Here is a 22,382-nt window from a genome sequence, read left to right as displayed (position 1 = left end):
CTATGATACGAACATCTTACTGAAGCAGGAAGCTTGTAATATACACATCATACACTGAACCAGGCCCCAGCTTGGTGTTGAGTTCGTCCTTAATCTTCTTCTTCAGCTCGTCCTGCTTATTGGCGTCGAACTCATCCAGTTTGGCGCTGCGCAGGATTTGCATCGTGGTATCAAGAATCTTCGTTTCGGCCATCGGGAGCAGTGCTCCTTCTTCAGTCAGGTTGTCCTTTTTGCCAGGATTCATCTCGAGAACGATACCGGCTTTCAGGAACTTGCCTGCCTTCTGACCGCCGACATTGACCAGAATACCTTCCTTAGCATCGCCCAGCTTGATAAATTTGCCAGGGTCATGATGCTCATTTACCGACTCGGTGGCTGTTTCCGCCATCATCTTCGTGGTAATAAAAAATGAGATGCCGCCGGCGAGCACCAGGCCAAGCAGAACCAGTACAGCGACCAGAATTATCGGTGATTTTTTCTTCTTTTCTTCTGGCGCCGCTTCTGTGTCTTTTTCTTCGTCAGCCATAGATTTATCCCTCCATCGCAAATTGCTTTTTCATTATACCAACTTATGGGATATTGTCCACATCAAAATTGATGCAGCGCCCGTCGGTACTTCATGACGCGGCGTACCACCTCGTCCATAGGCTCGTCCACGATGAACTTCTTGCCATTGGTGAGAGTGACAACCGTGTCAGGTGTTTCTTCTATCGTTTCTATTATTTCGGCATTAAGCACAAATTCTCCTTTTTTATTTATTTGAGAATTAAACTTTGTCAGCTTAATCATAACATCTCTCTCCTTCACTCGGGTGCGCTTTCCTATTCTCTTAAAATTCGTCACGTGGGCACCATTTCCCTTTTTAATTTTCAAGTTTCTTGGCAAAACGTAAAAAAATTCACCGTTATACAGGGTAAAAATCTGCATAGCAAAGGCCCTTCCGCACGGAAGGGCCACATAAGCACCACAGATTTTTAACGTTTCATATTGATAAGCGTCTCGAGCATTTCATCACCAACAGTGATAACCTTGGAGTTAGACTGGAAACCACGCTGGGTGATAATCATGTCGGAGAACTCGTTGGCGATATCCACGTTGGACATTTCCAACGCCGACGGAGTAATGGTCACGCCCAAATCAGCAGCCGTCTTAACATTCGGTGTACCGGAGTTGTTGGATTCCTGATACAGGCTGCTGCCTGTCTTGGTCAGACCGGAGGCATTGGTAAACTGCGCGATTGCGACCTGCGCCTCAGACTGTTTCAGCCCATTGGTATAAGTACCGGTAATAACACCGGAGTTGTCAATAGAAATACTCTTCAACGTACCGGCCGCATTGCCATCAGCATTGCCTTTGACAGTATTGCTGCCAGCGTACTGGGTAAGAGCAGAGAAATTGACGCTAACCTGTGTCGGACTCTCTGAGCCATTTTGCAATTCCAAGTTACCAGTACCAAAGCCATTTTTGAACTTACCATTCGCATCAAAGATTAACTCGACATCGGTCATAGTAACAGTGGTTGTCGTACCATCAGCTTCAGTTATGGTTTGCGACGCTTTATTAGGCGGGTCTGATATATCCGTATAATCCTTACCCACCGTTACCTTCCACTTATTTTCTGACGGATCAGTTTCCACAAAATAAACCGTGACAGCATGAGCATTTCCCAAAGAATCAAATAATGTCAAAGTAGTAGTTATAGGGAGACTATTGCCTTCTGTATACTTCCCAGAGCTTTGCGTTACTTTGGTATCATCGCTTAACGTAATATTCGTAGTAACTGGGACGTTAACAGCAGCTCCAACGTCAGGCACATTAGTTGCCGTCTCACTTAATGTACATGTTACATCATTTGTGCCATCTGTTATTACAATTGAATCAGCTGGATTTGCCACACTTTTTACTTTCCAGTCACCTGCTCCTATATCACTATCTATTCCTTTTACCTTGTATGAAGTCCCTCCAATAGTTATGGTTGTCGGAGTATTCTCGGTGACTGCAGCCTGTTTAATGGTATTCTCAGTCATTTCCTTAATAGTAGGAATAGCCGAATTCAAGTTATTCTCATAGTCAACACTGGTAGATTTAGCAGCTGCCATGGACTTACCAGCTTTTACCTGAATGTTGCCCACAGCGCCAGTGGTATTGAGTTCACCGTTTTGGGCTGACCAGCCCTGTACAAAAAGGCCGCTGCCGGGGAGGACGTAGTTGCCTTCCGCATCAAATTCAAAAGCGCCATCACGGGTATAATATGTTTCATTGCCGTTTTTCACTACAAACAGGCCGTTGCCAGACAGGCACAGGTCAGTGTTTTTGCCAGTGGACTGCACACTGCCATCAGTGAACAGCAGGTCAATACTGGCCACACCAGTACCAAGACCAATCTGTTTTGGGTTCGTACCACCGATGGTTTCACCGGGAGACGACGCCCCAGCGGTAGTCTGACTCAGAGTATCAGCAAAAGTTACACGGCTGGACTTAAAACCTACAGCATTTACGTTGGCGATATTATTGCCGATAACATCCATTCTCGTCTGATGTCCTTTAAGGCCGGAAACACCTGAAAAAAGTGAACGCATCATAATGAATCGACATCCTTTCCTTACAACTTAAGTCGTTCTTATGATGCAGCAATCTAAATTATTAATTTGTCTGAGATACGTCAGTCGGTCGGTATCTCCAAGTCTCCTAGGGAACCTGAGTTCCCGTCGGTCCAACTTTTTAAATGATTGCTGCACTATCAATATTCGTTATTATGTTGTCTGCCCCCTGCAATTTGTTGAGGGCGGTGATTACCGTGCGATTGGCTACACTGACGACCAGTGCTACCTCCTGCATGTAAACGAGAGATTCCCTCGCTCCCTTTTTTGCCAGTTTGTCAATGGTGGAATTCAGCCGGGCCAAGTCCTCCGCCGATAAATTTATATTTCTCTCCTGCAGGCGGTTCTGTGCATGGGAGGAGAAGGTCACGTCCTGTGACTGCTTCTCCCGTGCACTTTGCAGATACGCCTGAAAACTGAGCTGTCCTGAGACTTGTTTTTCCGGTTCCGTTAACAGCCTGGTATTTCGTCCCTGAGTTGGAAGGATGGGCATGGAGCCCATAAAAACTCTCGTATCATCCATGATATGACTCCTCCCTTATGTAGTTAACTATGCCTTAGACGCCATCTCCTATGCGGCTGATTTCGCCAATGGCAACCTTGTATTTTGTGCCGCCGGCCTCCGCAATAATCGTGGGTGTCCCATCAGAAATGCTGACACCGGTTACTACACCTTCCATGGTATTCTTAGAAGTCGAAACATTACCGTTTTCATCCGTGTAGGAGGTTTCTTTTATCCACTGCACATCCTTGCCTATCATATTGCTGAGCTGGCCTACCAATACAGATGTATCGATGTTGCTGACCAGTTTCGACACATCGCCCAGACCATCGGCTACGTTGGTCATCTGCTCGAGAGCCGAGAACTGCGCCAGCTGAGCCAGATATTCACCGTTGTCCTGTGGGTCCAATGGGTCCTGATATTTCATCTGCGTAACCAACAGCTGCAAGAAGGCGTCCTTGCCCAAGGAAGTATTATCGTTGTTGACATTTTGTGACTGCTTAGCCTGATAATTTTCCAGCGTCTGTGTTACCCCATCTATGGTAATTGTATTTAGTGAATTTGCCACAATTTTCACCTTCTCGTCAAATTCTGTAATCTACACCTTCAGCGGTTTCCTGTGATTCAGCTGCAGCTGCCACGGTGGCGGCTGTTTCTTCGCCATATTCTTCCACCCCACCGATACTGGCGGCATTACCGGCTGCCGTGCTGCCCTGTCCCTGATTCTGCTGCCAAGCCTGCTGCCCTTCTCCCTGTGGCAGCTGTCCATCGCCGAGCCCGGCATAAACATCGACATTATCGACCTTTAGTCCCTGATTGTTAAGTTCCTGCTTTAACTGCACCAGCGTGTTTTCAATAATCGCTCTGACCTGAGCATTATCGCTGTGGAAAGACGCATTCACGGCGCCATTGGCACTGACGGACACCTTCAAGGTCAGTTCCCCTAAATGCTCCGGATTCAGCTTAATCACCATCTGGGTGTCTGCCCCCCGGCGCAGGAGTCTGGCCTGGTCAATAATCTGCCGCGGTACATTAAAGTCATCCTGTGGTGCGTTTGTCTGCTGGACATCATCTGACCGGTCAATCCCCCGGATGCTGTCATTCAGGCTCTGTTGGAACATGCTCACCGGTTCACTGCCAGCGGCCTGCTGTGCTGGTGCTGACTGCGTAGGCCTTACCGGTGCCTTGTCCCCTGCTGCCTCTTCGGCCAGCTGGGTGACATTTTCCCCATCAGTGCTGATTACTTCCTGCTGCGGTACCGCCGGCTGCTGACGCTTGTCATTTTGCTGACCGGTAAACTGACGTGCCTCCATACCGGGCATTACCACGGGAACTTCTTCCTCGACCACTACATTAACCCCGGCCAGGGGATTACTGTTTGCCTGTCCCTCTTCATTTTTGACAGGCGACGCCACGATTGCCGGTGCAATATCCTGCATTTCCGCTGACTTATTCACTCCCCCAACAGACAACGCCATATCCTGCAGCTCCGCTGACTTATTCACTCCCCCAACAGGCATTGACGTCATCGTCTGTTCGCTCTGCTCCGGGAGCGCCATTCCTTTGGCATTAAGTAATGTATCCTTGCCATTAACCAGCGGCTGCTGGATTTCTGCACTTACGGGAGGCATCTGTTCCCCCTGCTGATTAGCCAGCTGATGGTTATTTAACTGAGCCTCCAGCACGGTTACAGGCTGCTTGCTTTGCGCCTGTCCCCACAGCTGCGTTTGCAGTGAATCAACATTAAGGGCTTGTTCATTGGTATTATTGGCTGCTACAGGTGTAATCTGCTGCCCTGATAACATAGCCAGGAAGGTTTTATTTTTCTGCATCGTCTCTGCCGATTGCGGTATCAGACTTTGTAAATCAACCTTCACGGTGTTTTCCGGCACAACCTCGGCAATCAGCTGGGATTTCCCCTCAGCCGTAAAGTTAAGCAGTGCTGCCTGGCCGGCCATATTCTCGACTGCGTCCGGGATTTCTTCGGCCAGATTTTCTTTATCCGCAGCCGGCTCGGTGTTTGCCTGCATATTTGCCGGTACATCATTTTTCTCAGCACTGTTTCCTGCCTTGTCCTGTTGTGCCTTCGCTGGCGATTGTGGTACTTTCCCTGTTACATCTTCTCCAGCTTTTCCCAGAACCTCGCCAAAGGAATCCTTTTCCTGACTTACGGCAGCCCCTCCAGCCTTGCCTGTTGTCCTTACCGGCTGAATTTTACCGGGGGTACTGGGTTTGGGAGAAATAGCCATTACATTTGCTGTATTCACCAAATCACCTCCTCTTCATGGTATTTATCGGTGAAATCACGCCTCAACTTAAGTCTTATTTAATAAAAAGCGATAGAAAATGCTATCTTTAAAACATTTTCCATCGCTTTCATGTTTCATATTAAGCTGTTTCACTGCGCCTGCTGATTAGGCTGGGCACTTTCTTTCTTGGCCTGCTGCTCTTCGAGCATCTTGCGGACTTCCTCTTCCGTATTTACATTTTTCTTCGTGCCGGCATACATGATTTGTGTTATGCGGGCAGTTTTTTCTTCTGTAAACTCGGACATTATCTTGGCCACTACGGCTTCATCCATACGCTGCAGGATAGCAATGCACATATCGTCATCCAGAGCATCGAGCGCCTTGGCCGCATCCTTGGGTTTCATCTGATTGTAAAGCCGGGCCAGTTTAGACACGCGTTTCTTTTCCGCAGCCTCGCGTTCCTTCACCTGTTTTTCGATATCTTCCTTGGATATTACCAGCTTTTTATTTTCTTTTTTGCCATCTTTCTTATCGTCCTTATCCTTGGTGTTTATCTTGGCATCCTCCACCGGAGCATTTTCCATTTCCGCCTCCGTTGGTGCCGGACGGACGAAGTACTGCCCAACCACAGGCAAATCATAAAGTTTCAGCTTTTCATTGGCCTCCTGCGTATCAAAGAGGCGCAGGTATATGCCCAGGGCAAAACCGGCGATAATCAGCACTAATAGCAGGAAGAGCACTAATAGTACTTTCACTATTTTTTTTCCTTTTTTTGTTTTCTTCGCTGCCATTATCCTACCAACCTCTTATCTATATATATCCAGTACTTTGCTCACATAGTTCTGCGTTTCCTTATACGGCGGCACACCACCATAATCCTTAACCGCCCCCGGGCCGGCATTGTAAGCAGCAACTGCTTTCTGCAAATCGCCGCCGAAAGTATCGAGCATCTGCCGCAAATATTTGGCCCCGCCCTCAATATTCTGCTGCTTATCGTAGGGGTCAACCCCCAATGAGGCCGCCGTGTCCGGCATCAGCTGCATCACGCCAATGGCGCCCACCGAGGAAACAGCATTCTGATTACCGTTTGATTCCACCTCAGCCACAGCTGCCACCAGTTTAGGGTCAACCTGATATTTATTGGCTGCAGCCTCAATCAGGCTGCTGAGGTTCTGATCTGCCAGCGGCATATCCTCGAGAAGTTTAGCCGTGGGCTGAACCGGATTTGCCGGCGCTGCCCCCGTCACATTCTGGGCTGGCGCAGGTTCCTTGCTGGCATTTGTTCCGGCGGTCTTTTGCATTTCCTTTTCGAGCGCGCGGGAAAAATTCGCCCCGGGAATGTGCAGCGGCATGCCAAAGCGTTCCTGCAATTCAGCTATCCTTGCCTGTACCCGGCGTACTCCCGTCATATCCATCATTTTGCCTCAACCTCCCGACGCTTATGCCGCATAGTCAGCTGTAAGCCGATTTCATCCAGCATTTTCTGTTCTTCCTGCAGGGCCTCTGCCTGATACTCCTGCCAGCGGCGTTCCTTAAGCTGTTCAATACTTTTTAAATAACTCATGACTTCCATCAGGGCTTGCAGTTTCTTTTGTTTTTCGGCTTTCATCTGCAGCAGAATCCCCTGCTGCATTTCTATCTGTTCCCGTTTCCAGGCAAAGAAACTGTTGAAGGCCATCAGGCGGCCCACGGTCACCCGTACGCCCTCCTGTGCCAGCGCGTCATAATCGCGCTGGCCTTTCTGCATTTCCTCCATAAGGGTATTCAGCCCTTCGCGGGCCTCTTCAACCTTACGGGCGGCTGCAGCAAAATCACGCTCGGCATCATCTTTCTTGCGCCGCGTAACCCGTAATAAAGTTTCCAGCTGAAACTTGAATTTTTTCATCGCCCTCACCCGGAAATCTTAATCAGCTTTGCCTCTGTATCCTCGTAGGAATCAACCTCGTAGATACCCTGACATAAAAAGTCATTTATTGAATCTATTTTTTGAATGGATTCATCAATCTTCGCACTTGAGCCCTTTACATAGGCACCAATATGTATTAAATCCTCGGCGTCACGGTACACTGCCATCAGCTGCCGCATTTGCTGCGCGGCCTTCAAATGTTCCGGTGATACCACTTCGTTCATGACACGGCTGACGCTGGGCATGATATCGATTGCCGGGAAATGGTTTTGGGCCGCAATGGCACGCGAGAGCACAATATGACCGTCCAGAATGGAGCGCACCGCATCGGCAATAGGCTCATTCATATCGTCACCATCTACCAGCACCGTGTAAATACCGGTGATGGAGCCGGTAGCATTCGTGCCGGCCCGTTCGAGCAGCCGTGGCAGCATGGCAAATACCGACGGCGTGTAGCCACGGGTAGCCGGCGGCTCCCCGATGGTCAGACCAACCTCACGCTGCGCCATGGCAAAACGGGTAACCGAGTCCATCATGAGAATGACCTTCCGCCCCTGGTCGCGGAAATATTCCGCGATGGCCGTGGCTGTCATGGCACCTTTAATACGTACCAGCGCCGGCTGGTCTGAGGTTGCCACCACCACAACCGAGCGTTTCATGCCTTCCTCGCCCAGGTCGCGCTCAATAAAGTCACGGACCTCACGGCCACGTTCCCCGATAAGCGCGATGACACTGATATCGGCCTCTGTATTACGGGCAATCATGGACAGCAGGGTGGATTTACCTACACCTGAACCGGCCATTATGCCGATACGCTGGCCTTCCCCCATGGTGATGAGGCCATCGATAGCCCGCACACCCACATACAAACTTTCGTGAATACGCGGCCTTGACAAGGGGTGCGGCGGATCAGCCTGCAGCGAATACTCTTTTTTGCAGAGAATCGGTCCCTTGCCATCGATTGGATTGCCCAGTCCATCAAGCACCCGCCCCAAAAGTTCCTCGCCTACTTTGACATTCAGCATCTTTTGGGAGGCCGTCACTTCACAGCCCGGGCCTATACCCTGCATTTCCCCGACCGGCATCAGCATTACATAGCCTTCCCGAAAGCCCACGACCTCAGCCGGTATGGGCGGAACGCCAGGTGTATGCGAGCTTACATAACAAAGCTCACCGACACTGACCGTAGGCCCCTGGGACTCTATAACCAGTCCAATAACCTGAGTCACCTTGCCGGTGAGTTTGACGCTGGAACAATCATGGATGGCATCGGTGAATTTTTCGATATTAAGCCGGAAATTTTCAATTCCGCCATGTGCCTCCATATCCTTCACCATCCCACATTTACGGCTATAACATCACATCTTTTACGGCCTGCTTTACCAGCTCAATCTGCGTAGCCAAACGCGCATCAACTGTACCGTTCGGCGTTTCAATCAGGCAATCCCCCGGCTGCATGCTGCCATCGGAGTTAATCTCAATGGTAGCATCGCCGTAAGTGAGCAGACCACGCAATTCATTGCGAGCCAGCAGCACCAGGTCGTAATCCTGTGGTGCCACATGAATTTTTAGCTCTTTCTGGTCCTTGACCTTTAAAATAGCCTCCCTGACCAAAGGCAGTACCACCTGCGGTACATCAATGAAGTGCTGGGGCAGAATCTTCTCCACCACAGCCATCACTATCCGGACCACATCCTGCTCAGCCTGCTGGACATAATCACGCGTAGCAGCCTTGGCATCACGCAGGGTTTTCTCAGCTTTATCATTGGCCGCAGCAATGCTCGCTGCCATTTCTTCCCTGACCTTGCCGGCTCCATCCTGATAGCCTGCCTCATACCCTTCATGACGCCCTGCCTGTGAGGCCTTAATCTTTTCCTGTTCTATTTCTTCCTGTGCCTCGGCCAGCAGCCTTTCGCGTTCAGCCTGCGCCTCCTGCTTGATTATCTCGGCCTCGACCTTGGCATCTTTTAACAGCTGTATAGCCCGCTGTTCCTTGTCGGCAATTTCTGCCAGCATGTGGGCACGAGCCTCCTCGTCCAGACCATCACCCTCTGCCGCTGGTGCCTCGGGCTTAGGCGGCTCGGGGGTATGGATAAGGTGTGGATTTTCCTCCCATATAGCGGCTTTGATAACTCTAGACAATCATCTCGTCTCCCTGTCCACGCGATACTACGATATCGCCCTTGTCTTCCAGTGCACGGATGACATTGACGACCTTCTGCTGTGCCTCCTCGACATCGCGAATCTTCACCGGGCCCATAAACTCGATTTCTTCGCGGAGCATATCGGCAGCACGTTTCGACATATTTCTGTAGACCTTGTCGGCCACTTCCTGCGGTGTTGCCTTGAGGGCCAGAGACAAGTCCTTGGTATCCACTTCGCGCAAAACCATCTGCAGGGAACGGTCGTCCAGCTGGACGATATCCTCGAACACGAACATGAGGCGTTTGATTTCCTCGGCCAGTTCTGGATTGTCCACTTCCAAGTTTTCGATAATGGATTTTTCTGTAGTACGGTCCACCCGGTTGAGCACTTCCACGATGGCCTTGACACCGCCGGCCGTGGTAAAGTCCTGCGTAACCAGAGAGGAAAGTTTGCGTTCCAGCACACGCTCCACCTCGCGAATAACATCCGGAGAAGTGCGGTCCATCTGCGCAATACGCTTGGCAACATCGGCCTGCGCCTCTGGTGACAGCGAGCCCAAAACAGTAGCTGCCTGGTCCGGGTCCAAATACGCCATAATCAGCGCAATGGTCTGAGGATGTTCGTTGTTGATAAAGTTCATGAGCTGAGACGGGTCTGTCTTGCGCAGGAAATCGAAAGGACGTACCTGCAGACTCGTCGTAAGACGATTGAGAATCTCCATCGCCTTTTCCGAGCCCAGGGCCTTCTCCAAAACATTCTGTGCATATTCCAGACCACCAGTGGAAAGATAATCACTGGCCATCGCCATCTGGTAAAATTCACTGACAATCTGTGACTTTACCTGCGAGCTGACCTTTTTATGATTAGCTATTTCCAGGGTTATACGCTCAATTTCATCATCGGCCAGATGTTGAAACAGCTTGGCCGAATACTCAGGCCCCAAAGCGATGAACAAAATGGCCGCTTTTTCCGTATTTGTGAACTCAGATTCACTATCTCCATACATATCTTCAAGTGCCATTTATTATTCCTCCGCAAGCCAAGTTTTGATAAGCATAGCCACTTCCGCCGGTTTCTGGTCGATGAGCTGCTGGAGAGTCTGTTTTTCGGTGAGGTGCTGCTGTTCTTCTTCAGAGAGTTCCTCAGGTTCCAAAGCACCAGCAGCCAAAAGTGCTGCCCGCTCTTCTTCTTCCAACTTCTTCCTTGCTTCCTCCTCCTGACGGATTCGCTCCTGCTCGGCCGCAATAGCTTCGAGCTTTTTCTTGCGGCGATAGTAGAGATAACCACCGATAGCTGCCAGTATCAGCAGGATAGCTGCAATCGTCCCGTAGAAAATCATATCTTCCCGGTCTTTAGCGGCCTTTTCCTCAGCTGCCCGTCTGTCACGCAGCTCTGTGCTGAACGGCAGAGGTTCAACAGAAATGGTATCGCCGCGGTTCGTGTTGATACCGGCGGCGCTGCTTACTGTCCGCATGATACTTTCACGCTGGGTGGGCGTAACATCATCGTTGACCAATACAGCCACCGTCAGACGGCGGATGGAGCCCGGTGCTGCGACCACCTTGGATTTCTCTTCGTTTATTTCAAAGTTTTTCGTTGATTCTTTTTTCTCGTACTCGGCATTGGCATTAGCATTCTGCGCCACATAACCAGGCACATTGGACTGCACACCGGCAGCACCGCCCGGCTGGTTGGACGTGCCATTATATGTTTCACTGACATCCTGCTGGCTGCGGATGATACCAGAATCATCAACCACAGGAGTAAACGTCTGTTTGTCCGTAGTACGGTCATCAAAGTCAAGTTCCACACTAACGCGGGCAAATGCCTTGCCTTCGCCCATGGACTGGTCGAGCATGGACTGCACGTTCTTCTGGATATTATCCTGAATCTTCTTGGTCAAATCCAGCTGCGTCATGGTCTTGGCGGTGACATTTTGCTCTTCATTTTCATCAGGGTCATTCAGACTTTTGCCAGTATCATCAATGACCGTGATATTTTCCGGTTTTAAGCCCCGGACGCTGTTAGCCGCCAGATTTACTATGCCCTTGATTTCCTTCTTGGACAGCTCCATATTCGGTCTTAAATGGAGCATAATGGACGCCGTTGCCGGTTTCTCATTTTTCTTATACAGACTGTCCTCAGGCAACACGATATGAACACGTGCCTTTTCCACAGCAGCAATCTGTTCAATAGTACGGGTCAGTTCCCCCTGCAGAGCCTGCAGGTAATTCACCTTGTTCTGGAACTCCGTTACCCCCAGCTTGCTATCATCAAAGATTTCAAAGCCTTTATTTCCCCGGGGCAATCCCTGAGTTGACAAATCCAAACGTGCATTATGCACATCCCGGGACGGAACCATGATTGTCGTGCCTTGTCGCGTTTCCTGGACTTCGTATTCGATTTTTGCTTCTTTTAGTTTCGCAGCTACTTCGCCGGCGTCTTTGGTTTCCATGTTGGTAAACAGGGGAACCATATCCGGTTTATTGCCATACCACGCACTTACACCGACGATGGCAATGAGAATAGCCAAAGCGGAACCCAGCATAATATAACGCTGGCGCTTGCTGAATCGTTCCAGCAGCTCCTTATACCGCTCTTTCCAATCTCCCATGATCTCAATCCCTTCACGCTGAATTACACTATTTTAGCTACTATACCTGCATGCGCATGATTTCCTGATATGCTGACATGGCACGATTTCTTAACTGAAGGGTTAGTTGCAGGGCAATTTCTGCCTTCTGACTGGCAATGACCACCTGTGACACATCCTCAATCCGGCCGGCGGCCAACAGAGCATTCTGCTTGTCCGATTCCAGCTGCAACGCATTGGTTTTCTTTAAAGCATCCGTGAGATACGTACCGAAACTTTTTACTTCCTCCGGTGCCTTAGTTTCTCCCAAATGACTTTCGGCATGCATTTTCACCGGTGTCATTTGTAATGCTGCTATTTCCATATTTTTACCCTCTCAAAATAAGGTCATTATTTGCCCATATCCAAGGCTTTGGTCACCATAGCTTTGGCTGCATTTATCGTGGTAGTATTAGCCTCATAGGCTCGCGAGGCCGTAATCATATCCACCATCTCTGCCACTACGTTAATATTCGGACGCTCCACATAGCCGTCAGCATTGGCATCAGGATGTCCCGGGTCGTAAACCAGCGGCCCCTGCGTTTCATCTCTTTCAATCCGCGTGGCCCTTACGCCGTCACCGGCCTGCAGTTTGTTCATCGAACTCTGCAGGAAGGACTGAAACGGACCGGCCGTCTTGGTCCGGGGTTCAAAAATAACATAACGCCGATGATATGCTCCGCCCTCGTTTGTCCGGGTTGTATTAGCATTGGCAATATTGTTTGAAATAACATCCATGCGCAGCCGCTCAGCCGTAAGGCCAGAGGCCGCCGCGTCTATTCCCAAAAACATGCTCATTGTCTTATCCCTATACTCTTTCTATCCCCAGCTTAACTCTGACCGCTGGTGATGACGTTCTTCATTCTGGTCATGAAACCGCCCAGCTGGGTGGCCATGGCATTGTAGTAAAGCTGGTTCTTCGACAATGCAGCCATTTCTATATCAATGTCCACATTGTTGTCATCAACGCGCATGGTTGTGGTCTGGTCTTCCTCAACCACCGCGTTAACCTTTCCATGTATGGGGATAGGCAGATGACGGTCATGCGTGCGCACAATATCCAGACGCCTGCCATCATCGTCAAGATGCAATTCCTTAGCCAGCAGGTCTTCAAAATTCACCGCACTGCGTTTGAAATGTGGCGTATTGACATTAGCTATATTATTGCTGATAACCTCCTGTCGCAGATTGGCTGCTGACATTCCCCGTGAAAGGTAGTCAAAATTTGAAGAATTCATAATCTGTTCTAGCATGCCGGAATCACACCCCTTCCCGATTCACCTTCTAAAGTTGCCTTTTATTTATTTTCTACATAATGGTTATAACTCCTTCCCAACTTTAGCATTTTTTTCTCATTTAAACAAGGGAAATATTGCTTTTCGACAAAAAATAAAGGCCGGTGCTATTGTGCACCAGCCTTTACAAAAATATTTATCAGACCTTCAGTTTGCGAACTTCGTCCATCAGGAATTCGTTGAGGACGCGGATATTGGTTCCCTTCATGCCCAGGGACTTGGATTCGATAACCCCGGCAGACTCAAATTTACGCAGCGCATTGACGATAACCGAACGGGTAATCTTGACCTCGTCGGCAATCTTGGACGCCACGATAGTAGTGCCGCCCTCCGGGTCAGTAAGTGCCTCCAGAATGGCTCTGGCTGCCTTGCTCTCGGAATAGGACAGCGTATTTAAAGCAATCTGCACCGTGGCTTTCTTCCGGGCCTCGATTTCAATTTTTTCCGCATGGTCACGCAGCATTTCCATGCCGACAACCGTAGCACCGTACTCGCAGAGGAGCAAATCCTCATCGCTGAACTCTTCATCGTACTTAGCCACAATCAACGTGCCGATACGTTCGCCTACGCCGTAAATGGGAACGATGGTGGTATTCTTGCCGTTGAACATGCACTTGGTATTTTCCTCATAAGCGCACATACCGGTCTTGGAGTGAAGGTTGGCATTGGTTTCGTCCATGCGCATCAGCCAGTTCACATAAGCCTTCGGGAATTCTCCCTGATTGATAACCTTGTCAACCATCAGGTCACATTCAAAGTCATCGATAAAAGCATAGCCAAAGACCTTGCCTTTTTTGTTGGTTATGTAGACATTTGCATTGAGAACATTGCTGAGCACCCGGGAAATCCCATCGTACTCCACGTTCTCCGAGCGTTGCAGGAGACGGTTTATTTTTCTTGTTTTTTCTAACAGTGTTGCCATTAGCTCTACTCCTTTACCAAAATATTTCGACAGTCAGTCCCATAAGCACCAGCCATCATATATACACATCTAGAGTTATTTTATCATATTTTTCAAAATAATCATAGATGCTGAATAATATTTTTAATTAAATTTTCTTATTATTTTTGGCAATGAAGAGAGGAATCTCCGCCGGGATTCCTCTCTTCGCCAATTTTACAGGATAAATTGTGACAAATCGCGGTTTACAACAATGTCTGCCAACTGCTTATCCACATAAGCAGCGTCGATAACAACCTGCTTGTCCTCCAGCTCCGGTGCGGTAAAGCTGACTTCTTCCAGCAGTTTTTCGAGCAGGGTATGGAGACGGCGTGCGCCGATATCCTCAGCCTGTTCGTTGACATCACAGGCCAGCTGTGCCAGTCTGCCAATGGCATCGTCCCTGAACTCCAGTTCCACACCTTCCGTAGCCAGCATGGCTTTATACTGTTTGAGCAAAGCATTCTGGGGTTCCGTCAGGATTTTCTCAAAGTCTTCCTTGCGCAGGGATTTCAATTCCACGCGAATGGGGAAACGTCCCTGCAGCTCCGGAATCAAATCCGAGGGCTTGGCCATGTGGAAAGCACCAGCTGCAATGAAGAGCACATGGTCCGTCTTTAGCGGTCCGTATTTCGTCATGACCGTCGAACCTTCGACGATAGGCAAAATGTCACGCTGCACACCCTCACGGGAAACATCAGCACCAGAGGAATTGCCCTTCACGGCCACCTTATCAATTTCATCGAGGAATACAATACCGCTGTATTCTGCCACACGAATAGCCTCGTCAGCAACAGCCTCCATGTCCACGAGCTTGTCCGCCTCTTCCTGCGTGAAAATCTTGCGGGCCTGCTCCACTGTCACCTTGCGTTTCCGATGACGCTTGGGCATGAGATTGCCAATCATATCCTGAATGTTGTCGCCCATGCTCTCGAGGCTGGAGCCGGCGAACATGCCTACCATCGGCTTGCCGCTATCTTCCACATCGATTTCGATGGTTTCCTGTTCCAGCTCGCCTTTTTCCAGACGCTTGCGCACCCAGTCACGGCCGGCCTGATACTTGGGCTCAGCATTTTCTGTTTTTTCTTCTTCCTCATCGTCCGTACCACCGAACAGACGTCCCAACGGATTGGAGTTTTTCTTCGGCTCCGGCACAAAAACATCCAGGATACGTTCCTCAGCCATTTCCTTAGCCTTATCCTGAACCGCCTCCAGACGCTGGCGGCGCACCATGCGCACGGAGGTTTCCGCCAGGTCGCGGACGATGGATTCCACATCGCGGCCCACATAGCCCACTTCCGTAAACTTAGTGGCCTCAACTTTGATAAACGGCGCATTGACCAGTTTGGCCAGACGGCGGGCAATTTCCGTCTTGCCGACGCCGGTAGAACCAATCATCAAAATGTTTTTGGGTACCACATCCTCCTGCATATCCTGGGAGAGCTTGCGGCTCCGCCAACGGTTGCGCAGGGCAATGGCCACGGATTTTTTCGCCTCATCCTGGCCTACGATGTATTTATTCAGTTCATCCACGATTTGGCGCGGAGTCTGTTCATTCGTTCCAAAATTTTCCATTTAGTCCAGTTCCTCCACTTTGATGTTATGATTGGTAAATACACAAATATCAGCAGCAATGGACAAGGCCTCTTTGGCGATTTCCCCGGCGCTCATCTCCGTATGCTTGGCCATGGCCCGGCCTGCCGACAGGGCATAAAAACCGCCCGAACCAATAGCTGCCACATCACCGTCCGGCTCAATTACTTCGCCGTTGCCGGAGAGCATCAGCATCGTGTCCTTATCTGCTACCAGCAGCAGAGCCTCCAGCTTGCGCAGGATTTTATCCGTGCGCCATTCCTTGGCCAGTTCCACCGCCGCCCGCTGCAGATTGCCATTATAAGTCTCCAGCTTGGCCTCAAACTTTTCAAACAGCGTAAAGGCATCGGCCACGGAGCCGGCAAAACCGGCCAGCACCTGATTGTGATAAAGACGGCGCACCTTACGGGCATTGGCCTTCATGATGGTATGCTCCCCAAAGGTTACCTGACCATCACCGGCAATAGCCGTTTTCCCATTTTTGCGCACCGCGCAGATTGTTGTTGCATGAAATTGTGTTTCCACTATAATCAACCTCCAATAGCCGGCTTGAAGTCCTCAATGGCCTGTAAAGCCCGCTCCGCAAGTTTCATTTTCTTGGCTTTCTTATCTTTGATAATCTTGCCGTTTTCATTGCGCATGACAATGGTGGGCAAAATGCCAAAGTTTACATTCATCGGCTGGAAATGCTTGGCCTCGCTGGTGGTAATGTAGTGCGCCAGCGCTCCATGACACGTTTCCTCCGGGAATACCAAAGGTTCCTTGCCCATCGCCATCCGGGCCGCATTAACACCTGCCACCAGGCCGGAGGACGCTGATTCCACATATCCCTCCACACCGGTCATCTGGCCGGCAAAGAACAGGTTGTCAATCCCCTTAAACTGGAACGTCGGCCGCATATGCGTAGGCGAATTAAGGAAGGTATTACGGTGCATAACGCCGTAACGCAGGAACTCTGCCTGCTCTAGTCCCGGAATCATGCCAAATACCCGGCGCTGTTCCGGCCATTTAAGATGCGTCTGGAAACCGACAATGTTATAAAGTGTGCCCGACGCATTATCCTGCCGCAGCTGCACTACCGCATAAGGACGGACACCTGTTTCCGGGTGTTCCAGCCCCACGGGTTTTAACGGCCCAAACAGCAGGGTGTCCTGTCCACGGCTGGCCATAACTTCCACCGGCATACAGCCTTCAAAGAACTTCTCTTTTTCAAAGTCCTTGGTGGGAGCTTTTTCCGCATTCACGAGCTCTGTCCAGAAGGCCTCATATTCCTCTTTGGTCATGGGGCAGTTGATATAAGCTGCCTCTCCCTTGCCATACCGGGACGCCCGATAGGCCTTGGTCATATCCACTGATTCCAGACTCACAATCGGTGCGGCCGCATCGTAGAAATACAGGGAATCATTGCCCGTGAGTTTGGCGATTTCTTCTGCCAGTTTTCCCTCGGTAAGCGGGCCGCTGGCCACGATGGTGATGGCATCATCAGCCAGGGGAATTTCCGTCAGTTCCTGATGAATGACCGTAATATTCGGGTGGCTGCTCACCTTTTCCGTAATATACCGGCTGAAACCGTGACGGTCTACCGCTAAAGCTCCGCCAGCCGGCACTTTGGTAGCGTCAGCAGCCTCCATAATGATGGAGCCTAAACGGCGCATTTCTTCTTTCAGCACGCCCACGGCATTTTCCATACCGGCACCGCGCAGGGAATTACTGCACACCAGTTCCGCAAACTCCGCCGTCTTATGTGCCGGCGTAGATTTTTCCGGACGCATTTCATAGAGCGTCACCTGCACGCCCATATTCGCTGCCTGCCAGGCGGCCTCGGCTCCGGCCAGGCCAGCGCCAATGATTATTACCTTTTTCATTATTATATCCTGTCTTACTTCTTTTTCTTCGTCTTGGAACTTTTCTTTTCAGCCTCGGCAGCAGCCTCTGCCTCTTTTGCCTTCTTGGCCTCAGCCCGCTGACGCATCTTCTCCAGTTCCTTATTGATAGGATGGTCAATACGCGTCTCGCAGTCATCATTGCTGCAATACGTCAGGCCCCGGCCGTTCTTATAGTGATGTTTCAGCATAAATGCACCGCATTTAGGACATTTTTCCTGCTGTGGCTGGTCCCAGGTCGTGTAATCACACTCAGGATAATTTTTACAGCCGTAGAATTTACGGCCCCGATGTGATTTACGCTCCACGATAGCACCGCCGCACTTGGGACATTTCACGCCCGTATCGATAAGCAGCGGCTTGGTGTTGCGGCAGTCCGGGAAACCCGGGCAGGCCAGGAACTTGCCATACCGCCCCTGCTTGACCACCATCATGCGGCCACAGATATCACAGGGCACATCCGAAACTTCTTCCGGCAGTTCCACATGGCCAATAGCCTCGTCCGCCGCCGCCAAAGTTTGGGCAAACGGGTCATAGAATTCCCGCAGCAGCTGATTTTTTTCCACCTTGCCTTCGGCAATTTCATCAAGCTCGTTTTCCAAATCAGCCGTAAACTTCACATCAACGATGGATTTGAAATACTCTTCCAACATATCCACGACCACAAAGCCGAGCTCTGTAGGTTGGAAATGCTTGTCAATACGCTGCACATAGCCACGGGCCTGAATGGTTTCAATAATCGGCGCATAGGTACTCGGACGGCCGATTTCCTTTTCCTCCAAGGTCTTAACCAGGGAGGCATCATTATAGCGTGGCGGCGGTTCCGTGAAATGCTGCTGGGGCAGCATCTTGGCGATATTTAAAGCGTCGCCCTCAGCCAAATCCGGCAGGAGCACATCTTTTTCCTTCTTGTTGGCATCCGCCCCGGCATACACAGCCGTAAAGCCCGGGAATTTCAGTTTGGAACCGGAGGCTTTGGCCGTGTAGCGCGGGCCGCCCTGAATCTGAATGCTCAGCGTATCGTAAATAGCCGGCACCATCTGGCTGGCGGTAAAACGCTGCCAAATCAGCGTATAGAGCTTTAACTGGTCGCGGTTTAAATACTTCTCCACCGCGTCCGGCGTAAGATTTACATTCGTCGGACGAATGGCCTCGTGCGCGTCCTGCGCCTTCTTGCCCGTCACGTATATATTGGCCTTGGGCGGCATATAGTCCGCACCAAAGGAATCTTCTATATAACTGCGTACCTCAGCCAGTGCCACATCTGACAGACGGGTGGAGTCCGTACGCATATAGGTGATAAGACCTGTGGCCCCTTGACGGCCGAGCTCAATACCTTCATAAAGCTGCTGCGCGAGCATCATGGTCTTACGCGAGGTAAAGCCCAGTTTACGGGCAGCGTCCTGCTGCAGGGAGCTGGTGGTAAACGGAGCAGCCGGTTTTCTTTTGCGCTCGCTTTTTTTCACCGTCTTGACCGTCAGCGGCTGTTTGGCAAAATCATCCACCAAAGCATTGGTTTCCGCCTCTGTGTGCAAGTCCAGTTTTTCCCCGTCCACGTGCGTGAGTTCCGCCTCAAACATAGCGGACTTATCCTTGCGCAGTTTCATGCCGACAGTCCAGTATTCCACGGACTCAAAGGCCTGAATTTCCTTTTCCCGGTCGCAGATAAGTTTCACCGTAACCGACTGCACACGGCCAGCCGACAGCCCTTTGCGCACCTTGCGCCAGAGCAGCGGTGACAATTTATAGCCCACAATGCGGTCCAGCATACGGCGCGCCTGCTGTGCATCCACCTGGTCGACATTGATATGCCGCGGATGTTTGACCGCCTCCTGAATGGCCGGCTTGGTTATCTCGTTAAAGACAATACGGCAGTCGTCCTCAGCATTGAGTCCTAAAATAAAGGCCAAATGCCAGGCAATAGCCTCACCCTCGCGGTCAGGGTCGCTTGCCAGATAAACTTTATCGGCATTCTTGGCGTCCTTTTTCAACGCCTTGATTAAATCGCCTTTGCCGCGGATATTTATATATTTAGGGGCAAAATCATTGTCCACATCGATACCAAACTGGCTTTTCGGCAGGTCACGCAAATGCCCCATCGAAGCCCGTACCATATACTTTTTCCCCAAATATTTTTCTATGGTTTTTGCCTTGGCTGGTGACTCCACAATTACTAAAGTCTTTTTGACCTTGGTTTTGGTCTTTGCCTTGGTCTTAGTGCTCGTCTTCCCTTTTTCTGCAGCCAAACCGTCACTCCCTCTCGGCACGCCTGAAAGCATGCATTTCGTTTTCTATCACAATTCCTTTCAGCTCCATGTTTAAAAGCCAATAGGATAAATTTGCTATTTCACCATCCGGCAGACTAAGAATGATTTCATCCATCGTCAAAGGATGTTCAAAGGACAGCACCTGATAAATCTGCCGTTCCTCCGGCTTAAGACTCAGGCTCTTGCGCGGCGGTGCAGCCGCTGTAATCTGAAACTCCTCCAACACATCAGCCGGCGTCATTACCAGCTTGGCCCCCTGCTGAATCAGCCGGTTACAGCCGTCGCAGCCTGGAGCGTAAATACTGCCGGGGATGGCATAGACATCACGGCCAGCCGACAGCGCCATTTCCGCCGTAATGAGCGAACCTGACCGGGCTGCAGCCTCCACTACCAGCGTACCTTCAGCCAGACCGCTGATAATGCGGTTCCGGGCCGGGAAAAATGCCGGCAGGGGATTTGTTCCCGGTTCGTACTCCGAGATAACCACGCCGCCACTATCCACAATTTCCTGCAGGAGCCGCCGGTTCTCCAACGGATAAGCCACATCCACGCCACACCCCAGCACCGCCACGGTACGCCCGCTTTTCAGGGCACCGCGATGGGAGAAGGTGTCTATGCCGCGAGCCGCGCCACTGACTACCGTAATTCCCTGCGCTGCAATCTTTTCTGCAAATTCCAGGGCCGCAGCCTCACCGTAACCGGAATACTTTCGCGAGCCCACCATGGCCACGCGCCGGGCATCCGGCACCAATGTACCGCGGTAGTAGAGCAGCACTGGCGGCGCATAGATTTCCCTGAGCACCTGCGGATAGTTTTCTTCCATTATAGATACGACTTTTATTTGCCGTTTCTCACAGGTTGCTGCCAGCTGTGCAGCCTCGCCTTCATGCTGACGGCAATAATCAGCCAGCCGTTGTGCTAAGGCCAGCGGAATTTTGCCTATGTCAGCCAGTTCCTCAGCCCCGGCCTGCCATAACCGGGTCATATCCTGACAGCCGTCCAGAAGTTTCCCCATATAGCGGCAGCCGATACCCGGACACCGCAGCATGATTGCCAAGCGAAAATTTGCCTCATCCATTGCCATCGCCATCCTAAAGTCTGTATAACACAATAACAAATATTTACCAATTATGCAACTCTTTACAGACAATTTACATAAATCTCGACCAAATAATATGTTCCACCGGCATAGGAGTTTTTCCTCTTTATATATAAAAAAAGCGGCAAACTGCAAACTATTCATCCAAACAAATTGCAGCTTGACAGTAAAAAGTTCTTAAAAGTATCCCGTTAATACGTGCATGGGGTTCACGGGGGAGTAATTTTTCTGCCTCCGCTAAACGACACACCTCGGAAAATATAGCTGTCCAGTTGCCTGCGCCGGGCGGGCCAACGGCGCTCCTTTCAGCGTAGTTGCTTAGCAATTGACTACAGTGTGCCGGCCTTCGCTGCGCTCAGGCAGTCGCTCCCCGCATAAAAATCACTCCCCCGTTCGCCCCCAGCCACGGCCTATACAATTGCAACGCCCCCGTTGCTCCCGTTACAAGAACATCGATGTTCTTGTTCCCTGTCACTGCGAAAGAATCCTTTTAAACGGACGACGCTTAGGGCGGAGGTGGTGATGCTTTTCGCAGTGGAACGACTGTCCGAACGCAGTGAGGACTGGCCCACAAACAACAGTTTCTGGAAACTGCGATGAACAATCGCGCCGCTGGCCTGCCCGGCGCAAGGCCGCTAAAAAGCCAAGTCATTTGCTGGTGGGACATTTAGGGTAGCAGCGAAAAGTATTACCACCTCCACCCCACTGAGCTGTAACAAATAAAAATAAGCACGCACTAACCAACAAACTGCAATTTACAAAAAAACTTCCATTATATGCTTAACACAGCATTATAATGGAAGTTTTTATCTTTATATATTTTTTTGCACAATTATCTGCGCCGTTGTAAAGCCCGGGGCTTTCCGAGTATCTCTGCCCAGACTACAGCCTGCTGCATATCATTCAGGCTCGGCGTGCTCTCCACATGACGCTGTGCCACCGCCTTAGCCTCTTTCTCCCGTGCTGCCTGCTGCTCCCGTTTGCGTTTTTGCCGGAGCATTTCCTGATAGCGTGCCTGTTGGGCGGCTATCTCATCTTCCGCCTGCACCTGCGCACTCGTGTTAATCTCCGGCAGTGGCGGCGCACCGCGCAATTCCGGAATCTCCAGCTTTATCTGCTCCGGTTCCGACTCAGGCCCCGATATATCCGGCAAAGGCCGGCGCCCCAAGTCCGGCACACGCCGCTTGGGTACAGGTTTCTTTTTTCCGGTCCTGTCAGATAATACCGCAAAGAGTATAAAGAGAACTATTACCCAAAAGGAATCCATGGGC

Annotated in this window: 23 protein-coding genes; all 23 read right to left on the bottom strand. The window is 50.5% G+C overall.

From position 1 onward, the window contains the following. Nucleotides 1-16 precede the first annotated feature (16 nt). Nucleotides 17-526, bottom strand: a complete 510-nt coding sequence (locus DL94_RS0104780) for a flagellar basal body-associated FliL family protein (protein WP_028129166.1) — start codon at nucleotides 524-526, stop codon at nucleotides 17-19. Nucleotides 527-588: 62 nt separating this feature from the next. Continuing rightward, entirely contained in the window at nucleotides 589-789 is a 201-nt protein-coding gene (locus tag DL94_RS0104775) for a flagellar FlbD family protein (protein ID WP_028129165.1), read from the bottom strand. A gap of 185 nt (nucleotides 790-974) precedes the next feature. Next, nucleotides 975-2,582 carry a flagellar hook protein FlgE gene (locus tag DL94_RS0104770; protein WP_028129164.1) on the bottom strand — a complete coding sequence of 536 codons (1,608 nt, stop codon included), beginning with the start codon at nucleotides 2,580-2,582 and terminating at the stop codon, nucleotides 975-977. Nucleotides 2,583-2,721: 139 nt separating this feature from the next. Then, a complete protein-coding gene (locus DL94_RS0104765) occupies nucleotides 2,722-3,123 on the bottom strand; it encodes a TIGR02530 family flagellar biosynthesis protein (protein ID WP_028129163.1) in 402 nt (133 codons plus the stop codon). A 34-nt stretch (nucleotides 3,124-3,157) separates the two neighbouring features. Then, the gene (locus DL94_RS0104760) at nucleotides 3,158-3,670 is read right to left on the bottom strand and encodes a flagellar hook capping FlgD N-terminal domain-containing protein (RefSeq protein WP_028129162.1); all 513 of its coding nucleotides are present in this window, start codon (nucleotides 3,668-3,670) and stop codon (nucleotides 3,158-3,160) included. Nucleotides 3,671-3,686: 16 nt separating this feature from the next. Continuing rightward, on the bottom strand, nucleotides 3,687-5,369 hold the full coding sequence (locus DL94_RS15200) for a flagellar hook-length control protein FliK (protein WP_028129161.1): 1,683 nt from the start codon (nucleotides 5,367-5,369) through the stop codon (nucleotides 3,687-3,689). Nucleotides 5,370-5,500: 131 nt separating this feature from the next. After that, nucleotides 5,501-6,106 (bottom strand): MotE family protein, encoded by a 606-nt coding sequence (locus DL94_RS0104750; RefSeq protein WP_231464537.1) that lies wholly within the window; start codon nucleotides 6,104-6,106, stop codon nucleotides 5,501-5,503. A 51-nt stretch (nucleotides 6,107-6,157) separates the two neighbouring features. Further along, on the bottom strand, nucleotides 6,158-6,769 hold the full coding sequence (locus DL94_RS0104745) for a lytic transglycosylase domain-containing protein (RefSeq protein ID WP_028129159.1): 612 nt from the start codon (nucleotides 6,767-6,769) through the stop codon (nucleotides 6,158-6,160). Then, entirely contained in the window at nucleotides 6,766-7,236 is a 471-nt protein-coding gene (fliJ, locus tag DL94_RS0104740) for a flagellar export protein FliJ (protein WP_028129158.1), read from the bottom strand. Before fliJ ends, DL94_RS0104745 begins: the two co-directional genes overlap by 4 nt. A 5-nt stretch (nucleotides 7,237-7,241) precedes the next feature. Next, complete coding sequence (fliI, locus tag DL94_RS0104735; RefSeq protein ID WP_028129157.1) at nucleotides 7,242-8,582, bottom strand: flagellar protein export ATPase FliI; 1,341 nt, start codon at nucleotides 8,580-8,582, stop codon at nucleotides 7,242-7,244. A 25-nt stretch (nucleotides 8,583-8,607) separates the two neighbouring features. After that, nucleotides 8,608-9,399, bottom strand: coding sequence for a FliH/SctL family protein (locus tag DL94_RS0104730; RefSeq protein ID WP_028129156.1), 792 nt, complete (start codon nucleotides 9,397-9,399; stop codon nucleotides 8,608-8,610). Next, complete coding sequence (gene fliG, locus DL94_RS0104725; protein WP_156031684.1) at nucleotides 9,392-10,423, bottom strand: flagellar motor switch protein FliG; 1,032 nt, start codon at nucleotides 10,421-10,423, stop codon at nucleotides 9,392-9,394. Before fliG ends, DL94_RS0104730 begins: the two co-directional genes overlap by 8 nt. 3 nt (nucleotides 10,424-10,426) lie before the next feature. After that, nucleotides 10,427-12,016, bottom strand: a complete 1,590-nt coding sequence (gene fliF, locus DL94_RS0104720; RefSeq protein ID WP_028129154.1) for a flagellar basal-body MS-ring/collar protein FliF — start codon at nucleotides 12,014-12,016, stop codon at nucleotides 10,427-10,429. Nucleotides 12,017-12,056: 40 nt separating this feature from the next. Next, nucleotides 12,057-12,359 (bottom strand): flagellar hook-basal body complex protein FliE, encoded by a 303-nt coding sequence (gene fliE, locus DL94_RS0104715; protein WP_028129153.1) that lies wholly within the window; start codon nucleotides 12,357-12,359, stop codon nucleotides 12,057-12,059. A gap of 26 nt (nucleotides 12,360-12,385) precedes the next feature. Then, nucleotides 12,386-12,832, bottom strand: coding sequence for a flagellar basal body rod protein FlgC (gene flgC, locus DL94_RS0104710; protein WP_028129152.1), 447 nt, complete (start codon nucleotides 12,830-12,832; stop codon nucleotides 12,386-12,388). A 32-nt stretch (nucleotides 12,833-12,864) separates the two neighbouring features. Then, nucleotides 12,865-13,287 (bottom strand): flagellar basal body rod protein FlgB, encoded by a 423-nt coding sequence (gene flgB / locus DL94_RS0104705; RefSeq protein WP_028129151.1) that lies wholly within the window; start codon nucleotides 13,285-13,287, stop codon nucleotides 12,865-12,867. A 181-nt stretch (nucleotides 13,288-13,468) separates the two neighbouring features. Beyond that, on the bottom strand, nucleotides 13,469-14,251 hold the full coding sequence (gene codY / locus DL94_RS0104700) for a GTP-sensing pleiotropic transcriptional regulator CodY (RefSeq protein ID WP_028129150.1): 783 nt from the start codon (nucleotides 14,249-14,251) through the stop codon (nucleotides 13,469-13,471). Between the two features lie 195 nt (nucleotides 14,252-14,446). After that, on the bottom strand, nucleotides 14,447-15,844 hold the full coding sequence (gene hslU, locus DL94_RS0104695) for an ATP-dependent protease ATPase subunit HslU (RefSeq protein ID WP_028129149.1): 1,398 nt from the start codon (nucleotides 15,842-15,844) through the stop codon (nucleotides 14,447-14,449). Then, the gene (hslV, locus tag DL94_RS0104690; protein ID WP_014423681.1) at nucleotides 15,845-16,387 is read right to left on the bottom strand and encodes an ATP-dependent protease subunit HslV; all 543 of its coding nucleotides are present in this window, start codon (nucleotides 16,385-16,387) and stop codon (nucleotides 15,845-15,847) included. Nucleotides 16,388-16,392: 5 nt separating this feature from the next. Further along, nucleotides 16,393-17,727 carry a methylenetetrahydrofolate--tRNA-(uracil(54)-C(5))-methyltransferase (FADH(2)-oxidizing) TrmFO gene (gene trmFO / locus DL94_RS0104685; protein ID WP_028129148.1) on the bottom strand — a complete coding sequence of 445 codons (1,335 nt, stop codon included), beginning with the start codon at nucleotides 17,725-17,727 and terminating at the stop codon, nucleotides 16,393-16,395. Nucleotides 17,728-17,741: 14 nt separating this feature from the next. Then, on the bottom strand, nucleotides 17,742-20,024 hold the full coding sequence (gene topA, locus DL94_RS0104680; RefSeq protein ID WP_028129147.1) for a type I DNA topoisomerase: 2,283 nt from the start codon (nucleotides 20,022-20,024) through the stop codon (nucleotides 17,742-17,744). Next, complete coding sequence (dprA, locus tag DL94_RS0104675; RefSeq protein WP_028129146.1) at nucleotides 19,996-21,090, bottom strand: DNA-processing protein DprA; 1,095 nt, start codon at nucleotides 21,088-21,090, stop codon at nucleotides 19,996-19,998. Before dprA ends, topA begins: the two co-directional genes overlap by 29 nt. An 853-nt stretch (nucleotides 21,091-21,943) precedes the next feature. Beyond that, a complete protein-coding gene (locus tag DL94_RS15195; protein WP_051586311.1) occupies nucleotides 21,944-22,378 on the bottom strand; it encodes a hypothetical protein in 435 nt (144 codons plus the stop codon). Nucleotides 22,379-22,382: the final 4 nt, after the last annotated feature.

It is taken from the genome of Selenomonas sp. AE3005 (assembly GCF_000686945.1).
Lineage (GTDB): Bacteria > Bacillota > Negativicutes > Selenomonadales > Selenomonadaceae > Selenomonas_A.
The sequence above is the reverse complement of the archived record's forward strand: the minus strand, read 5'-3'. Positions and strand labels throughout refer to the sequence as shown.

What these genes read in the sequence shown, in the direction of transcription:
- DL94_RS15195 (WP_051586311.1), bottom strand. Translation starts at nt 22,378, where the DNA reads ATGGATTCCTTTTGGGTAATAGTTCTCTTTATACTCTTTGCGGTATTA.
- fliE (WP_028129153.1), bottom strand. Translation starts at nt 12,359, where the DNA reads ATGGAAATAGCAGCATTACAAATGACACCGGTGAAAATGCATGCCGAA.
- dprA (WP_028129146.1), bottom strand. Translation starts at nt 21,090, where the DNA reads ATGGATGAGGCAAATTTTCGCTTGGCAATCATGCTGCGGTGTCCGGGT.
- fliF (WP_028129154.1), bottom strand. Translation starts at nt 12,016, where the DNA reads ATGGGAGATTGGAAAGAGCGGTATAAGGAGCTGCTGGAACGATTCAGC.
- DL94_RS0104745 (WP_028129159.1), bottom strand. Translation starts at nt 6,769, where the DNA reads ATGATGGATATGACGGGAGTACGCCGGGTACAGGCAAGGATAGCTGAA.
- trmFO (WP_028129148.1), bottom strand. Translation starts at nt 17,727, where the DNA reads ATGAAAAAGGTAATAATCATTGGCGCTGGCCTGGCCGGAGCCGAGGCC.
- DL94_RS0104765 (WP_028129163.1), bottom strand. Translation starts at nt 3,123, where the DNA reads ATGGATGATACGAGAGTTTTTATGGGCTCCATGCCCATCCTTCCAACT.
- fliI (WP_028129157.1), bottom strand. Translation starts at nt 8,582, where the DNA reads ATGGAGGCACATGGCGGAATTGAAAATTTCCGGCTTAATATCGAAAAA.
- fliG (WP_156031684.1), bottom strand. Translation starts at nt 10,423, where the DNA reads ATGGCACTTGAAGATATGTATGGAGATAGTGAATCTGAGTTCACAAAT.
- DL94_RS0104775 (WP_028129165.1), bottom strand. Translation starts at nt 789, where the DNA reads ATGATTAAGCTGACAAAGTTTAATTCTCAAATAAATAAAAAAGGAGAA.
- flgB (WP_028129151.1), bottom strand. Translation starts at nt 13,287, where the DNA reads ATGCTAGAACAGATTATGAATTCTTCAAATTTTGACTACCTTTCACGG.
- DL94_RS0104780 (WP_028129166.1), bottom strand. Translation starts at nt 526, where the DNA reads ATGGCTGACGAAGAAAAAGACACAGAAGCGGCGCCAGAAGAAAAGAAG.
- DL94_RS0104770 (WP_028129164.1), bottom strand. Translation starts at nt 2,582, where the DNA reads ATGATGCGTTCACTTTTTTCAGGTGTTTCCGGCCTTAAAGGACATCAG.
- hslU (WP_028129149.1), bottom strand. Translation starts at nt 15,844, where the DNA reads ATGGAAAATTTTGGAACGAATGAACAGACTCCGCGCCAAATCGTGGAT.
- flgC (WP_028129152.1), bottom strand. Translation starts at nt 12,832, where the DNA reads ATGAGCATGTTTTTGGGAATAGACGCGGCGGCCTCTGGCCTTACGGCT.
- codY (WP_028129150.1), bottom strand. Translation starts at nt 14,251, where the DNA reads ATGGCAACACTGTTAGAAAAAACAAGAAAAATAAACCGTCTCCTGCAA.
- fliJ (WP_028129158.1), bottom strand. Translation starts at nt 7,236, where the DNA reads ATGAAAAAATTCAAGTTTCAGCTGGAAACTTTATTACGGGTTACGCGG.
- topA (WP_028129147.1), bottom strand. Translation starts at nt 20,024, where the DNA reads ATGCTTTCAGGCGTGCCGAGAGGGAGTGACGGTTTGGCTGCAGAAAAA.